This window comes from Microcoleus sp. AT3-A2, from assembly GCF_036705685.1.
In the GTDB taxonomy this organism is placed as follows: domain Bacteria; phylum Cyanobacteriota; class Cyanobacteriia; order Cyanobacteriales; family Microcoleaceae; genus Microcoleus.
The window spans coordinates 60,026-76,535 of sequence record NZ_JAUBVF010000021.1 but is presented as its reverse complement, the minus strand read 5'-3'; the positions used below and the strand labels follow the sequence as shown (position 1 = coordinate 76,535).

Annotated in this window: 13 protein-coding genes; 7 read left to right on the top strand and 6 right to left on the bottom strand. The window is 43.9% G+C overall.

Annotation, left to right across the window (positions count from 1 at the left end; all coding sequences use genetic code 11):
* Nucleotides 1–2 precede the first annotated feature (2 nt).
* Nucleotides 3–875, top strand: a complete 873-nt coding sequence (locus tag QUB37_RS14340; RefSeq protein ID WP_333162995.1) for an alpha/beta hydrolase — start codon at nt 3–5, stop codon at nt 873–875.
* Nucleotides 876–946: 71 nt separating this feature from the next.
* Here QUB37_RS14340 and QUB37_RS14335 read toward each other — a convergent pair whose 3' ends face one another.
* Nucleotides 947–1,177, bottom strand: a complete 231-nt coding sequence (locus tag QUB37_RS14335) for a hypothetical protein (RefSeq protein WP_445300028.1) — start codon at nt 1,175–1,177, stop codon at nt 947–949.
* 369 nt (nt 1,178–1,546) lie between these two features.
* Between QUB37_RS14335 and QUB37_RS14330 the strand changes: the two genes are divergently transcribed.
* The 5 genes from QUB37_RS14330 to QUB37_RS14310 all read left to right on the top strand — a co-directional run bounded on the left by QUB37_RS14330 (nt 1,547) and on the right by QUB37_RS14310 (nt 10,794).
* Nucleotides 1,547–1,705, top strand: a complete 159-nt coding sequence (locus tag QUB37_RS14330) for a hypothetical protein (protein ID WP_333162993.1) — start codon at nt 1,547–1,549, stop codon at nt 1,703–1,705.
* Between the two features lie 339 nt (nt 1,706–2,044).
* A complete protein-coding gene (locus QUB37_RS14325; RefSeq protein WP_333162991.1) occupies nt 2,045–3,271 on the top strand; it encodes an acyltransferase family protein in 1,227 nt (408 codons plus the stop codon).
* 38 nt (nt 3,272–3,309) lie between these two features.
* The gene (locus tag QUB37_RS14320) at nt 3,310–3,552 is read left to right on the top strand and encodes a hypothetical protein (RefSeq protein WP_333162990.1); all 243 of its coding nucleotides are present in this window, start codon (nt 3,310–3,312) and stop codon (nt 3,550–3,552) included.
* 93 nt (nt 3,553–3,645) lie between these two features.
* The gene (locus QUB37_RS14315) at nt 3,646–4,749 is read left to right on the top strand and encodes a hypothetical protein (protein WP_333162988.1); all 1,104 of its coding nucleotides are present in this window, start codon (nt 3,646–3,648) and stop codon (nt 4,747–4,749) included.
* 549 nt (nt 4,750–5,298) lie between these two features.
* Nucleotides 5,299–10,794, top strand: a complete 5,496-nt coding sequence (locus tag QUB37_RS14310; RefSeq protein ID WP_333162986.1) for a response regulator — start codon at nt 5,299–5,301, stop codon at nt 10,792–10,794.
* 114 nt (nt 10,795–10,908) lie between these two features.
* Here the strand turns inward: QUB37_RS14310 and QUB37_RS14305 are convergent, their stop codons facing one another.
* Nucleotides 10,909–11,616 (bottom strand): ABC transporter ATP-binding protein, encoded by a 708-nt coding sequence (locus tag QUB37_RS14305; RefSeq protein WP_333162984.1) that lies wholly within the window; start codon nt 11,614–11,616, stop codon nt 10,909–10,911.
* 315 nt (nt 11,617–11,931) lie between these two features.
* Here QUB37_RS14305 and QUB37_RS14300 point away from each other — a divergent pair, with 315 nt between their 5' ends.
* Nucleotides 11,932–12,774, top strand: a complete 843-nt coding sequence (locus tag QUB37_RS14300; RefSeq protein WP_333162982.1) for a PEP-CTERM sorting domain-containing protein — start codon at nt 11,932–11,934, stop codon at nt 12,772–12,774.
* A 239-nt stretch (nt 12,775–13,013) separates the two neighbouring features.
* Here the strand turns inward: QUB37_RS14300 and QUB37_RS14295 are convergent, their stop codons facing one another.
* The 4 genes from QUB37_RS14295 to QUB37_RS14280 form a co-directional block, all read right to left on the bottom strand.
* The gene (locus QUB37_RS14295; protein WP_333162980.1) at nt 13,014–13,793 is read right to left on the bottom strand and encodes an ABC transporter ATP-binding protein; all 780 of its coding nucleotides are present in this window, start codon (nt 13,791–13,793) and stop codon (nt 13,014–13,016) included.
* Between the two features lie 96 nt (nt 13,794–13,889).
* The gene (locus QUB37_RS14290) at nt 13,890–14,450 is read right to left on the bottom strand and encodes a hypothetical protein (RefSeq protein ID WP_333162978.1); all 561 of its coding nucleotides are present in this window, start codon (nt 14,448–14,450) and stop codon (nt 13,890–13,892) included.
* Between the two features lie 11 nt (nt 14,451–14,461).
* A complete protein-coding gene (locus QUB37_RS14285; RefSeq protein WP_333162976.1) occupies nt 14,462–15,229 on the bottom strand; it encodes a hypothetical protein in 768 nt (255 codons plus the stop codon).
* Between the two features lie 350 nt (nt 15,230–15,579).
* Nucleotides 15,580–16,461: a class I SAM-dependent methyltransferase gene (locus QUB37_RS14280; protein ID WP_333162973.1), complete on the bottom strand. Its 882-nt coding sequence runs from the start codon at nt 16,459–16,461 to the stop codon at nt 15,580–15,582.
* Nucleotides 16,462–16,510: the final 49 nt, after the last annotated feature.

Below are 16,510 nucleotides of genomic sequence, written 5' to 3'. Positions count from 1 at the left end.
ATATGTCTGTGCTAGAAGCTGCTTGGAAACACGAATTTATCGCTACGAACGGCATCAAACTGCACTATGTCACTCAAGGTTCTGGGCCGCTGATGCTGATGCTGCACGGATTTCCTGAATTTTGGTATTCTTGGCGGCATCAAATCCCGGAATTTGCATCAGATTATAAAGTCGTCGCTGTTGATCTCAGGGGTTACAACGACAGCGACAAACCTCACGATCAATCTGCTTACGTGATGGCCGAATTTGTGCAAGATGTCAAGGGCATTATTCAGGGTTTGGGATACGAAAGTTGCGTCTTAGTTGGTCACGACTGGGGAGGCGCGATCGCCTGGAATTTTGCTTATGCTTATCCCCAAATGGTGGATAAATTAATTGTGATGAATCTACCGCATCCTGCCAAGTTTGCTGAAGGGTTACGCACTCCCCAACAATTGCTGAGAAGTTGGTACATCTTTTTGTTTCAGTTGCCAGTTTTGCCGGAGTTCTTAATTCAGTTGGGCGACTATCAGGCAATTTCGGCTGCTTTGGAAGGTATGGCAGTTGACAAAAACACTTTTACCCCCTCAGATATCGAAGCTTACAAAGATGCGGCTGCCAAACGGGGTGCTCTGACTGCTACTATCAATTATTACCGCAATATTGCTCGCGGATTTCTCGATCGCCAGAATTGGAGCGTGCTGCAAGTTCCGACGCTGATGATTTGGGGAGAAAATGATGCCGCCCTCGGCAAAGAGTTAACTTATGGAACAGCAGATTACGTCCGCGATTTTCAGATTCATTACATTCCTAATTGCAGCCACTGGGTGCAGCAGGAACAGCCGCACTTAGTGAATCGGTACATGAGAGATTTTTTGGCAAGTAAGTTCATTTAATATCATATTCAGTTTGATCGGAATGCTACTGAGTCTGCGAGTAGGACGATCGCGATCCACTGAGAAAATTATTATTCCCATGCGAGCAGAGACATTCGCCGACTGCTGATTCCCTCCGTCGTGCGCCCGCTCATTTCCCAGGGCTGAATGCGGTAAATTGCAATTACCTCCGCAAGTCCCAGCGAGTCAATCCAGGTGCGATTGATGGCGGGCGAAAGTGTGGGGTTGTGTTCTTTGACCAATTGCATCGCGCGATCGATGTCTGGCTGTTCCGTGAGGCGTTCTGCTCGCCCGTTCACCACAACGCTGCGCCAGTGGGGGAATTTCGGTCTAATTATTGCGTTTGTGAGGCGCCTGTTTTGTGGTTCTAAACAAGTAGAGAATTTCCGTAAAGATAATTTGGGTTAGTCTCAAATATAATCTACGATATTTTTTGTTGGAAAATTTGTATGATTCTGGAAATAAACCCTCGGCAATTGCTGAGGGTTTATTGTTTTTATTAAATGAGGAGCGTCTAATTAATTAATTAATTAATAAAAAAAATATTTTTTTTTAAAATAATTTAAACAAACTTTCAGCCCAGATAAAGCCCAAACTAGCTTTATCTGCAACTTGGGCGTCCATGTTTTATTGTTACCAGCGAACAAAAGGCGATCGTCCCCTAGAATTCTGTGACACTAGATATAATCCGTCCTCAAAAAACATCGCCGCATAACCGCAGCGAGCAATTTAGGGATGGTTCACGCTGCAGTTATGTGGCAAATGCGATCGGCTTGACGCTGATGACCCGCCCCGCCCGGTCTGGGGTGACTGCCAAGCCGGGTCTATAATTCCCTCAAACGCTGGAAATCTTCTAGCTCGTGAGTGCACACTGCCCTCATAGCGTATTGGTGCGATCGATCGGCTTTACCTCATCCTACCGGCTGGCGATCGGCAATAAACCTAGTTTATGCTTAATCACCTGTTAAAAGGATCAGATTTAACGATCGCAGCCTTCGATATTTCAAGGGTTTGAGGGTCTTCTTTACCACCTTGACAGGGCTGGCGCTTATAACATAGAGTAGAATTTTTGCTGCAGCATCCTAAGAGCGATCGAGTAAATCCTAGGCTTACCATCCTAACTGTCCTGACTGTTGCTATAAGTTTGAATTAAACGGAGATTTTTATTGATGAAGTATAATCGATTTCAAGAATTAGATATGATGAGAGGTTTTGCTGCCTGCTGGGTAGTGGGGGTTCATTTTTGGTACTTCAATTTCTTGCCTCCATTTTTTGGATACAGCAACTTTTTCGAGTATGCAAAAGTAGTAGGCCCAGCCTCGACGATTGCTAAGTTTTTTCCCCTACCCTTTAATAGTGTAGGCAATATAGTTTTTGATTTAGTGAATATATTTTTCTTGCTTGGATATCAGGGAGTTCATATTTTTTTCATTCTCAGTGGTTTTGGACTGGCTTATTCAAGAATTTTAAAACCTGATGAAAGCTGGATTAATTTTATGAGGAAAAAAATTATCCGGCTCTACCCTACCTACTGGATACTTGTAGCTGTATGTTTGATGATTCCTCGGTTAAGAGCGGATTTATTTTATGGCAATTTTGGATGGTTTGCATGGTGGAAAAGCTTGATTTTCCTAGATAAAGCAATACCATTTTCTTGGTTTATGCTTCCACTAATTCAATTTTATTTGTGCTTCTTTTTGATATTTAAATTTTTACAAAAATTTTCTCTTTTACAGTTTGTTTGGACTTCTTTTTTTATTAAAGTAACATATACATTTTTAGTTTTAGTGTTAGGATTTAACCTATTTAGGCCAATATTAGGCAATCTCGCTTATCCTGGATATTTAGCAATTTCAAGGTTATTTGAGTTTTGTTTAGGAATGGCAATGGCAAAGGTGTATGCAAGTAATCCTACTTTATTAATTAATTACCTAACTAAGCCAACCACAATAGCCCTAGCAATAATTTTTGAAACATTGGGTATTATGGGTTCCTTCAAATTTTTAAATGAAATAATAATTTTAGGTATAAAATTACCTCTTGGAATCTCTTTTTATGATGCTTTCATTGGATTTGGCATATTTGTAATTGTATTTAATTTTTCTAGAAACTTAATAAATTTATCTGACTTAACAACGAGATTTTTAACATGGATTTCTCAGATATCCTATGAACTCTATTTAACGCAGTTTATAGGGTTAATTGTTATACCAAAATTTTTTACTGTGGTTGTCAGAGGTGAAGCTTCACTTTTGACTGCTAGTCGTGCTATTTTACTTTATATATTAATTATCGAAATTTGTATAGTTAATGCTTTTTTATTACAACAGCTAACAAACTCGATCGCAAGTCGAGTTAGATTAGCAATGGCTGTGTTTACCTCTGAGAGGAAATAATATAAATTAGTAGTTAGTAGTCATTAGTTATTAAGCGAGTGTTATCAAAAACTATAATTCTGAATTTTACGATCGACCTTTTAATCGCCCTCAGCCTTGAGTTGTACAGCCCAAGGGCAACTTTTGTTCAAAACATCGAAACAATTAAATCTTCCGGCAATGCTGCAGGTGTCAGCACTCGCTACATCGGTGCAGTCGAGGGCAATACCAATTTCGACATCAAAGATTTGCAAGATTTGGGAATTAATACCTACCGCATTTACGGCGGGATGTCCCGGTGAGAACCCGAAGATGATGGTAAATATGGCTGGCCAGAAATATCCCAAATTTAGGCAAATCCCAATATAATTAATTGGGCGCATTGCGATCAGATTATGACTAATCAGCCCCAGGGTAGCGATTATTGGTGGTCTGGACAACCAGGTACGGTTTGGCAAAGCAATGCCAGGAGTATTTTTAATAGTCTCAAACAAGCAAATATTCGCCCGGTGGTGAGTATTCGCAATGTAGATAATGGCTGGAATCCGAGTTGGGCGCTGCAACTGAATCCGCCGCGCACAGGAGAAGATTGGCACGAGTGGTGGGAACAGGTTTTTGCTACGGTTTATTGGCTGAATGTTCGCAATGATTACCGCGTTGATGATTGGGAAATTCACAACGAACCGGATAATCGCGATCAGGGTTGGGGCGGGACTAGAGCTGACTATTTTGAATTGGTTAAGGTAGCAAAAGATGCGATCGACTTTGTTTACCAAACTTATTTGCCCGATCGCACTTACCGCATCCACGGCCCGAAAACCGTAGGTGGCAGCAATTGGCCGGCTAGTGCTTTGCAGAAAATACCGAATTATTTCGATACAGTCAATGTCCACAACTACGATGCAGATATTTCTAACTACACCCGCAAAGTGCGCGGCTGGATGAACGGTACTGTCCGCGCTAACTCGCAGCTTTGGGTAGGAGAATGGGGAACTTACAACATTAGCTACGGCGATTTATCTTTAGCTTTAAATTTGATTAAGAATTTGATTCGAGGCTCCCAACCGGGGGATAATTATATTGACGGCAGTCACATATTCTGTTTGTACGACTGGGGCAAGCCCGCAGGGGCGGAAGGTTTGCTAGGGGACGGGGGAAAACGGCGCGCGGGCTACTATGCTTTGCGGATGGGAATTAGGGATTTGCAGGGCGGGAAAGCTACCTTTTTTCCTATCACTAACAGTTCCGATTTAATGGCAGTTGCAAGTCTTGATGCTAGCAAGAATGTTTACTTGCTGGTTGTCAATGACCGAGCGACATCTTACACTGTTAATGCAGATATTTCGGAGCTGATAAAAACTGGTAATGGCACGGTGCGGGAGTTCAGTTCTAAAACAATGGATGAGGTTGTTGGTAGTTTAAGGCCCAAGGGCGGCAATGCGAGTTTTGCGGTGCCGGGGAACAGCGCTATTCTCATTAAGTTCGATCGCCAGAATTGAAGCTCAAATCCTCTGGGTCATAATTGGGATAAGATAGAATTAGTTATGCTCAGAATTATTTATTTTCTGCCTGCTTGGCCTTGGAACCCTGGAACCCTTGAACCCTCGAACCCCTAATTGCACAGTTGCCATACCTAAGTCGTCCTGTTGTGATTCCCCTCCTGTCGCTGGTAAATTGGTAGCGTGCAGGTATCTTCCCTCAAACAGAATGCGAGCGAGAGTTCCGTTGAGGGCGAGAAAGTAGGGTGCAGTCTAGACAATCGCAGAAATTCTTGCTCGTAAACCCGCAGCAGTTAGGCTAGGCGAGGAATTACCCGCCCGCTTTTATCTGGGCTATCTGGCAGATAGCATTGGTTCTGAAAGTCAGAAGCCGTCAATTATCAGGATATGGCACGGAATTAATTTTAAATGCCAAGATGCTGGAAGTAGGGGTGAGTTTAATCGTACAGAAACTTTGAGCGCGCTGGGAAATCTCGCGGGCAAAGCCTCTCAATCAATCTGCTGCTTGCGATCGGGTTTTTCCAACAAATATCACTTTTATGCCCCCTGATGTTTATTCCCTCCCTCAGTCAGGTCATCAACCGCAATCCCCTCACCGTCACCCCTGAGACGCCCGTAGAAAAGGCGATCGAGCTGATGAGTAGCACAGGAGCCAGTTACGTCCTCGTGGTAGAACCACGCGGGAATTCTCAACTCGGAAATCCCATGAACGGGACTTCCCCAGAATCGCGGGAACAGTCGGGTTTCTACAACGGTGTACCGCGTGCGCTACACGCAGGAGGCAACGGGCTGCGTCTCAACGGCTCAAAAGCTCCCTATGCGGGCGGCCAGACAGTGCTGGGGATTTTTACAACGCGAGATATCGTACAGCTAAATTCGATCGGCGCTGCTTTGAGGGGATTTGCGATCGAGCAAATCATGATCAGAACCGTAACTGTAGCCCGAGAATCGGAAATTCCCGACTTTTTTGCCTTAGCAAATCTGCTGGATAAAAATCAGATCAGCCATTTGCCCGTCGTCAGCGACACTGAAGAACTTGTTGGTTTAATTAGCTCTCAAAGCTTGGTGCAAATGTTGCAGGGAATTGGGGAATCGACACCAAAAGCAATTAGCAGCGCTTCGCCACCTGCGGCTTTCGCGTTCCCTCCGCCGCTGCCAATTCTGAATCAGAAAGTAGAGCTACCCGCAAGTTTAATTAAACTTTATCAAATCCCGCAGATATCAGCCTCACGAATAATTCACGCTCCTTCTAATTCTTCGGTTCGCTATTTGGCGCAACTGATGTTTAGACACAATGTTAGTTATGTATTAATCACTGAAACCCCCGATCAACACTCGACTGGTGCTGCTCACAATTCCAAATTTACAAATCCCAACATTCACAAACTGGTTGGAGTGGTAAGTTCGCGGGATATTGTGCAGTTGCAGGCCCTGGGAAGAGACTCTAACAAAATTAAAGCGGGAGCAATTTGCAGCAGTTCGCCGCCGCTGGTGCGATCGCACTCTAGCCTCGAAGCAGCCGTCGCGCTGCTGCAAAAACACTACTGCCAGTTGCCTTTATTAGTCATCAACGAAACAAATCACCCGATCGGGATTATCAATCCTAAAACTATCCTTTTACAAGCGCTGGATTCAAAATCTCTGCATTCTGGCTTAATTGCTTTGCAGCGCCAGCTAGAATCTAGCAACGCTCAATACAAAAAACTCTCAGCAGAAATACAGCGGACAGCAGCAAATAGCCACGAGATAGCTGAAATTTCTCACCACACTTTCGTAGAGCGGCCAAATCTCCCCCCAGCAGTCAACAATCAGGGGATTTGGGACTGGAATCTCGAAACAGATGAGTTTTTTTATTCGGCGCGGTGGCAAGAAATGCTGGGCTACCAAGAAGGGGAAATCTCGAATCGCCGATCGGAATGGTGGAGTCGCATCCACCGAGATGATATTGACTCGGTAAAGGCAGCTTTAGAAGAACACTTCGCCCAAAAGACACCGGATTTTGCAGCCGAATATCGGATGTACTGTAAAGACGGCAGCACTGTCTGGGTGCTGAACCGAGGTCAAGTTTTACGCAGCGCTACTGGCAAACCGCTGCGGGTAGTAGGAACTCATACAGATATTACTCTAAACAAGCAGTTTGAAGTCAAAAACCGCGAGCATGATCGAGAACAATTCCATCTATTTGACTCTCTGAAAGCAACAGTAATTTTCCACATTGATGCGGCGGGGGTTTGGAAATTCCTCAACCGCGCTTGGACGGAAATTACGAATTTTCCGGTTTCCGAAAGTTTGCAAACTAATTTTTTAGAGTGGGTGCATCCAGATGAGCGCGAGCAATGTGCAAATTTATTGGAGTCTTTGCTGTCGGGGAAGTCGGAATTTGAACGGCGAGAACTGCGATTTAAGTCTAAGTCGGTTTCGGGCAAAAATTCCTTGGGAATTCACAGTAATTCCGGCTTTGTTTCCGTAGAACTATTTGCCCAAGTCCGGCGGAATTCGCAAGGCGAAATAGCGGGAATTTTCGGGACTTTGCACGATGTCTGCAACCGCCTCGAAGGAGTTGAGGAACTGCGGGAAAGTGAGCGGGCAATTCGATCGCTCTACGAGGTAATGGTGAGTTCGGAAGGCTCTTTTGACGATCGAACGATGCGGTTGCTGGCAATGGGCTGTAGTCAGTTTGGGATGGATATCGGGCTGTTGGGGAGGGTTTTGGGCGATCGCTACGAAGTGATTGCGGCTTATGTACCGGAAGATTTTCCCTTTGGATTTGCTAAAGGAGACGGTTTTGCTTTGAGCAGAACCTTTGAGCGAGAGGTTTTGCGATCGAGCGAACCTATTTCTGTCGAATCAGCCGGCACTACTCAGTGGCGCAACCACCCCGCTTACAGCGTCCGCAAGTTGGAGGCTTTTGTGGGCACGAGGGTAATGGTGCAAGGGCGAATTTTTGGTACTTTGAGCTTTACTTCTCGCACCACTAAATCTCCTTTTAAACCGCTAAATTTTGAAATTTTAAAGTTGATGGGCAATTACATCGGCGCAGAAATTGCCCGCGAAGAGCGAGAGCGAACTTTGCAACGTCAGTACCAGCGCGTTTTACTACTCAAACAAATTACTCAAAAAGTGCGATCGACCTTAGACACTCAAGAAATTTTTCAAACTACCGCCACCCAAATCGGCCGCGTATTTGGTGTCAATCGCTGTACAATTCACACCTATCTTTCTGAACCTTATCCCCACCTTCCTTGCGTTGCGGAATACTTAGAACCCGGTCACGAATCGGCTTTAGATTTAGAACTTTCTGTCACTTATAACCCCTACACAGAAAAACTCCTCGCTGAAGATATAGCCCTAGCATCTCCCGATGTGTTTGCCGATCCTTTGCTGGAATCTTCGGGGCCGATGTGCCGCCGCATCGGATTAAAATCTATGTTGGCTGTTCGCACTTCCTATCAAGGAGAACCGAATGGAATTATTACTTTGCACCAGTGCGATGCAACTCGGCAGTGGAATCCCGACGAAATTGAACTATTAGAAGATGTTGCTGCTCAAGTCGGCATTACCTTAGCTCAAGCACAACTTTTAGAAACCGAAGTTCAGCGACAGCGACAGTTAGCAGAGCAAAATGAAGCTTTGGATCAAGCACGACAAGCGGCGGAAGTTGCTAATAGAGCTAAGAGCGAATTTTTAGCGACTATGAGTCACGAAATTCGCACTCCGATGAATGCGGTAATCGGGATGACGGGCTTGCTGTTGGATATGGAACTAACTCCAGAACAGCGGGATTTTGTGGAGACAATTCGTACCAGCGGCGATGCTTTGCTGACTATTATTAACGATATTCTCGACTTTTCCAAGATTGAATCAGGAAAATTGGATTTGGAACGCAGCCCCTTCGAGCTGCAAAACTGTATAGAAGAATCTCTGGAATTACTGGCTCCGAGAGCCTCAGAAAAAGGTTTAGAGCTGGCTTACTTTATTGATGATTCTGTTCCGAAAAACATTTTAGGAGATGTCACGAGACTGCGCCAAATTTTGGTAAATCTGCTGGGCAATGCAGTTAAGTTTACAGAATCTGGAGAAATTGTGGTGTGCTGTACGGCTAGGCAAATTGAACAGGTAGCTGCTAATAGTTCACCAGATAAAATTAATATTCTAGCGCCACAACCGCTAGCAATTAATCAGGGAGAGTTGGCACGTAGCAAACAATACGAGATTCAATTTGCTGTCCAAGATACGGGAATTGGCATTCCGCCAGACCGGATGGATCGCCTGTTTAAAGCTTTTTCGCAGGTGGATGCTTCGACAACGCGACATTACGGCGGGACGGGTTTGGGACTGGCTATCAGCCAGCGTTTGAGCGATATGATGGGCGGTACAATGTGGGTTGTCAGCCAGGTTACTCCGGGAAGTTTTAAGTCTCAACCGGGAGTTTCTGGGATCGGACAAAGTATCGCTGGAATGTCGCCTGCAGAATTTACTCCGCCGTCGATATCGGGTTCGGGTTCGATTTTTTATTTCACGGTGACTGCGGAAGCGAATGACATCCGGGCTGAGGAAAAAAGGCCCGAATTTGCCGCTGGTAAGCGCTTGTTAATTGTTGAGCATCATGCCATTAATCGGCAAGTTTTGATCCGGCAGGCAGAGTCTTGGGGAATGATACCCGTGGCTGTAACTTCGGGTGCTGAGGCGTTGGAAATCATTAAAGGAAACTCGCCGCTCGATTTAGCTATTTTAGCGATGAATCTACCAGATATGGACGGTGTGGCTTTGGCTGTGGAGATTCGGAAATTTGAGCTGAGCAATTTGTCCGGCGACGAGGGTCTAAATCCGAATGGCATCAAAGTTAAAAATCCTCGCAAAATAGCACTACCTTTGGTGCTGTTTACTTATTTAAGTAAGGCAGAAGTTTGGAAAAAACTTGAAACTACAGAAGTACATTTTTCGGCTTTTTTAACTAAGCCTTTAAAACAGTCCCAGTTTTATAATGTGTTGCTGCAAGTTTTTGGATATGTTACTGGCAGAAGCGGCAGGGGAGAAGTTTCAAATGTGGTGACTTTGACTTCGGGATTGAAGTATTTTGAAAATTCTCAAGAACAACACCGCGTGCAGCGGACGCCTGCTGTTTTGAGGCAGGTTGCGACGAATTCTGCCGGACAGGATGCAACTAATTCTACTCAGATTCGGATTTTGCTGGCTGAGGACAATGTGGTGAATCAAAAAGTCGCTACGCATTTACTCGACAGGATAGGATATCGGGCTGATATTGCAGCTAATGGGTTGGAGGTTTTGGAGGCCTTGAAGCGGCAATCTTACGATGTTGTGCTGATGGATGTGCAGATGCCGAACATGGATGGGTTGGAAGCGACGCGCCGCATTTGTCAGGAATGGCCTGCTAACAAGAAGCCGAGAATTATTGCGATGACTGCTAATGCGATGCAGGGCGATCGCGAAAAGTGTCTGGAAGCAGGTATGGACGATTATATTACTAAGCCGGTGCGCCGGGAAGAGTTGGCGATCGCCTTGAGCAAGTGCTCACCTCTGAAGCGGGATGAATTGGATGCGGTTACTGAGCAAAACAATCAAGATATTTCTGATCACATTGACAGTGATGCTGCGGCATCTTCGAGCGTTCAACCGGGAGCCGATTCGCCGATTGATTTTCATATTTTGCAAAATCTCCGCGAGCTAGACGATGATGAAGACCCAGATTTTTTGGGGGAACTGATTAAGATATATTTGGAAGACGCACCGCAACATTTAGAAACTATTAAGGAGGCTATTTTTCTGGGCGATGCTGATAGTTTGAAGCTGGCTTCTCACACGCTGAAGTCGAGCAGCGCCAATTTAGGAGCCGTGTCTTTTTCTGCTGTTTGCAAGGAGTTGGAGTATATGGGCCGCGTGGCAGTTGAGTCTGGAGGAGAACAGGTTTTTGATGTGAGTACGGCGCGCGATCGCCTGTTGGAAGCCCAAGCGGAGTGGGAAAAGGTGCGAGCGGCTTTTGAGACGGAATTGGAAACGGGGAAGTTGCGATCGCAAATAGGGTAATTTGTTATTTTTTATTTGTTGGTTGTTATTGGTTATTTGTCAGTTTCAATAACCAATTACCAATGCCCAATGCCCAATTCCCAATGCCCAATTCCCAATGCCCAATTTCCATATTTAACTTTCACCTAAATATGCTTTGCGAACAGTTTCATTTGACTGCAAATCGCTAGCAGTACCAGCGACTACAACCTGACCAGTTTGGATGACATAGCCGCGATGGGCTACACTTAAAGCCATGCGGGCGTTTTGTTCCACCAGTAAAATAGTTGTTCCTTCAGCATTAATATCACGGACGATCGCAAAAATTTGACTGACTAACATCGGTGCCAATCCCATACTCGGCTCGTCCAATAATAACAAGCGGGGGCGCGACATCAAAGCCCGGCCGATCGCCAACATTTGCTGTTCGCCACCGCTGAGAGTTCCCCCTTTTTGACTAATTCTTTCTCGCAAACGAGGAAATAAATTTAATGCTTTTTCCATATCGGACTTGATACCGAGAGTATCGTTGCGGAGATAAGCGCCCATTTCTAGGTTTTCTTGCACCGTCATGCGCGGAAAAATCAACCGCCCTTCGGGACTTTGAGAAATCCCCAAACGGACGATCGCCTCTGTAGATAGTGCTTCTAAAGGCTTTCCCTCAAATAATACAGTGCCTTGGCGCGGGCGCAGCAGTCCTTGAATCGTGCGGAGAGTGGTCGTTTTCCCCGCCCCGTTGCTGCCGATTAATGTCACAACTTCTCCCTGCGAGACTGTTAGCGATACTCCTTTGAGAGCGTGGATATTTCCGTAGTAAGTGTGAATGTCTTTAATTTCCAACATGATTACTCTTTATGCTTTGTGCTTTATTATATTATCCAGACTAATTATAAATTTTTATTGCATTTATTTAAAATTAACTTTTTTTAGAGTAACCAGTAATTTTACTTAGGTCAACACCAGCCTTAGCGCCCATACAATGTATTTTTAGTAGCTGTGGCGACCAACTTTACATAATTTTTACTTAAACACAAGCTTTCTTGACAGTAGCTTTACAAAAATCTCTAAGTAAATAGGTAGTATTAATACGTAAGCGAAACCAACCGCTACATTACCAAGAACAGCACTTAAAATTTTTCAAATTTAAGGAAATTTACCATGAAATTACATCACAGTACCGGAGCGATCGCATTTTTATTAGCAACTCCTTTAGTAACCAGCTTGAGTGTAGGTATAGCGCCCAGCAGTGCTGCCACAATAGCAGGTTCAGCAGCAGCAGTAACGATTGACAACTTCAGTCACGCACCCACTGACACAGGTACATCTACTAACACTAACGCTGAGACAATAGCTAACAACGGTGCAGTCATTAGCAAAGTGAAAGCTGAGGCATTTTTTATATCTAACTGCCACGAATTGCTGGCAGCAAATCTCTCGCAAAGTGCAGTCATAGGCAGCGGGAATAACTATTCCGGTTTCGCCCAAAGTCAAGCAGCAGTGATCGGCGACTTCTTCATTGATGCTGAAGAAACTTTTTCCTTCACTTTTCAGACATTATTAGCTCTTTTAACATCAGTTAATAACCCCCAATCCGAACGCGCCAGGGCGAATGGGAGTATATCTTTCGGCGTGATTAACACTGTTACTAACATTTTGTTAGACTCTTTTCAATTTGCCATCGGTTTAGACTCTTCTAGTGGCTTTTATGCAGATGCCTTCGTTAGCAACAGCTTTAGACCCACACAAATTAACTTTAATTTTCTGGCTCAAGAAAGTGCAGCAGCTAGCCTGCTGTATACTTCTGGGGTATATTCGCGGACATTCAACAGCGCCACTAACTTAAGGTTAGTAGAAGTTAAGAACAATATCGCAGAGACAGAAGCAGAAGCAGAAGCAGTTCCCGAACCGAGCACAGTATTAGGTACTGCAATATTTTTAGGATTGTTTGTCAGGCAGAGAAAACACAAGAAAACAATGTCGGAAGTCAAATCAAAAGTTTAGGAAAAACCCCAAATGTAAATCCCTAGGATGTGCAAGGCGCACATCTTATGGTTTCCATTGAATTGCTCGTTATAAAATGCTGTCGCCCTGGGCGGGTTGATAAATATTATCGGTTTGAAAGACAGATTTTTGGTGAAACCCGCCCCTAATTTTATTGCGGTTAATTGGCAGAACATTATATCGCTTCTTCCGAGGATACACAATGCCCACCTCACTTATCTGTCGGCACACAATACCCATTAACCATGTCCATCTTCTTCTTTTCCTAAATATGCCTCAATTACGCGGGGATCTGAGCGAACTTCGGCCGGAGTTCCCTCAGCAATTTTAGTACCGTACTCCATAACACTCACGCGATCGCTAATTCCCATCACCACCTTCATATCATGTTCAATCAGCAAAATACTCAAATTCAGCTCATCGCGAATCCGATAAATAAAGCGAGTTAAATCAGCCGTTTCGTTCGGGTTCATCCCCGCCGTAGGTTCGTCCAAAAGCAGCACTTTAGGATCGGAAGCCAAAGCCCTCGCAATTTCCAATCTTCGCTGGTCGCCGTAGGAAAGGTTTTTTGCCAACTCCGACGCTTTAGCAGCACCTAAACCGACAAAATCAAGCATAGTGAGCGCTTTTATTTTAGATTCCCGCTCCTCAATCATCGCAGCGGGAGGGCGGAGGATTGCACCCAACAAACCTGTTTTCAATCGGCAGTGTCTACCTACTAAAACATTATCCAGGACAGTCATGTTGTTAAACAAGCGGATATTTTGAAAAGTTCTAGCAATGCCGAAAGTGGTCAGGCGATCGGGCGGTAAGCCGGTAATATTTTTATTTTCAAGTACCAACTGCCCCCCACTCGGTTTGTAAATACCCGTAAGCATATTAAAAAAAGTAGTTTTGCCCGCACCGTTGGGGCCGATCAAACTGGCGATCGAGCCTTTTTCCAATGTTAAACTAACCTGGTTGACTGCCGTCAAACCACCGAATCGCATTGTAAGTTGCTGTGCTTCTAATAATGACATTTTGGTTGTGTTTCCTGATATTAGTTAAGTTGTTAAAGAGTTGCCCTTTGAGTTTTAGGACAAAAACAGTGGAAAATTAAATGAGAGACAGTTCAGCTAAGGTTTAATATCTCTCCAGCGTCTAGCTTCAATGTGGTGCTGTTGTAGCAATCGGTTAAAGTCTTCGGTATCAGTTGTTGCAATGATTACCTCTATTCCTATTCTCTTAATAATGACGGCTTGAGCGGCTATGATTAAGTCTGCATCGTGGGCTGTATAAGAATTATTGCGTGCAAAAGCCCATAGCTCAGCCGCTTCTTGCATTACGTTGCCCTCTTCGCCAGTAACTGGAAAAGATGCAACCCCTTTTTTTGTGATTAGCGCATCTAGCCTTTGAATAGCTTTAATAGCTTTTTGTTTCTCTTCTGATCCTGATTGGCGATCGCTGATCCGTCTGAGATGCTCGCGCCTTGCTTCATAGTTGGCGATTTCGGATATAGCTACAGGAGTTCTTTCATTTATTAGCGTCGTTAACCAGTCCTCACATTCACTTGCTTCTAGAATCGATTCCTTAACTTCGCTTTTAGCGTTTTGAGCCAACCTAGTTTTGCTTTGCTCAACATCGGGATGTATGAGTTTTCCGACGACACCCGTATCTAAAAAAATTAACGTACTCATGAATTAGGTTGCTAGTTGTCCGATAGCTTTTCCAGCTCACTAATGTCCTCTTCACGCCAGGACTGCAAAGTTTTAAGGAGTTCTTGTTTATCATCTGTTTCTATGGCATTTTTAGCTTCTTCATAGAGTGCTTTATATGAGAATTTTTTGCGATCGTGCCTATCAATTTCCCACAATATTGCTTTGGCTGCATTTCTTATGCCTATAGCTTGGGTGGTGATTTTATCTGCTGGTCTTTTCTTGGCATAATCTTCAAATGTTTTATAGCTGATTAGTGTCTGAGCTAGATCTTTGGCTAATTCGCGACCTCTTTTGGTAAAGAAGCTTAGATAATTTTCTGCAATATCTAATAAATTGATGAGTCCTGTGTAAAACAATCCTAGTTGCTTTACTTCGTTGTCTTCAAGAGATGCAGCAAGCATATAAAGTTGGGCAGACATCATTGTTCTAGATATTTTAGCCCAAAGTTGTACATTTTCTATGCCATCAACAGCTTCCTTCGGGGCAAAGTCTTTGTACTTTGTCTTAAATGCTTCGAGGCTACGTTCAAGTTCTTCTAAGCTTTTATGTCTCTCAGAAGGATTGCTTTCTGATTCAATATGGAGATAAAGGTCGTAGATTGACAGCAGCTCTCTAAGCGCCTCCTCTGGTGCCAGAGCATCTTGAGATTGGAATGCTTTTTCTAAGGATTGTTGTATCGCTGCAAATTGTTCTCCAACTCCCTTAATTTCTTCGGTGTAATTGCTTTTTTCAATGATTTGTTTTGTCGCTAAAGTCATAGCTTTGAATAATTGGAGGGATTCCGCCTTGGCCAGACGATACAGAGGATGGCTAATCCTGCTGCCGTCACGGTCAAGCTGGTTAATTGCTAGTTTAGCCTACCTGAGACATTGGCAAATTCTTTTGGAGGCATTAGGGTACAGCATTGATACACGCCAAACAAGGAACCGATCCCCGACTTCCTTAATTTGACACGCACCGAGGCGATCGCCTCGGTGCCCTTATGCAACAAAAGTTAATGAGCGTGCTATTTACTTTTGTCCGACTACTTACTGCATTTTCTAGCGTACAGACAAAGTGCGATCGTCTGTACTCTGCGGTGTGTCAGCAGCAAATTGTGTGAGTTGAGTCAAATCTCTTGACTGACGCACCCTACTGTATTCTCTAACGTACAGACAAAATAGAACTTAAAAAGATTAGATTCTAGCGAACGGCCAGGGCGATATTGTGCGTGTAAATCAGCAGTCGAAAAGTTTTCAATAACTTTGAGATTGAGTTCGTCAGCCAAAGTTGCAATCTTTTCAAACCCAGTAATCCACGGTGCATACATACTTTCGTATTTATCTATGTAATCATTGATATCTTGGTAGCCCGTCGTTCTCAAAATCACCTTTTCCGACATATAATCAAAGGACAATCGGAAATTATGAACATTGTCACGAATTTGTTCTAACACAAGTATGACATCTTTTTTGTCAACCAAAGTAGTGTTGCCTTCCCACAAAAAATATGTCGGTCGAGCGAAATCAAATTCACTCTGTTTCAGCAAGGGGATTAAACCGTCTTTTACATAATCGCCGGGAAGGTAGCGGACATTCGCAGTAACTTTGTTAGCTTTGAGAGTTTCTTCTTTTAATTGAAGAGTCGCGCGGTCGTCTATTTCAAAATAAGTGACTTTTTCGCCATTAATTCTAGCAGCGCGAGTATCCAAGCCTGAACCTAAAATAACTACTTGCTTGCAACCTCCTAAAATTTGATTGGACAAAACATCATCAAAATATTTAGTCCGCAACTTAACCATTTCTTTAGCGGCGGGAGAGCTTTGAGCTATGTGGCTAGCTATTTTTTTTGTTTCCTCATTCAGCCAGATTTTTACTACATGATCAGTATAGAGAGGAATTGCCTCTTCATTCTCTTCTGCTCTAAATTCCGCAACTATAAAAGCAGTACCAGTTACATTTTTCATGGCTAATCTTTCACCCTTACTAAGTAGTTGGTTAGAAATAAACATTAGATGGGGCCGGGGTTTTTACACCCCTAAACTCCCTTGCATCCTAGAT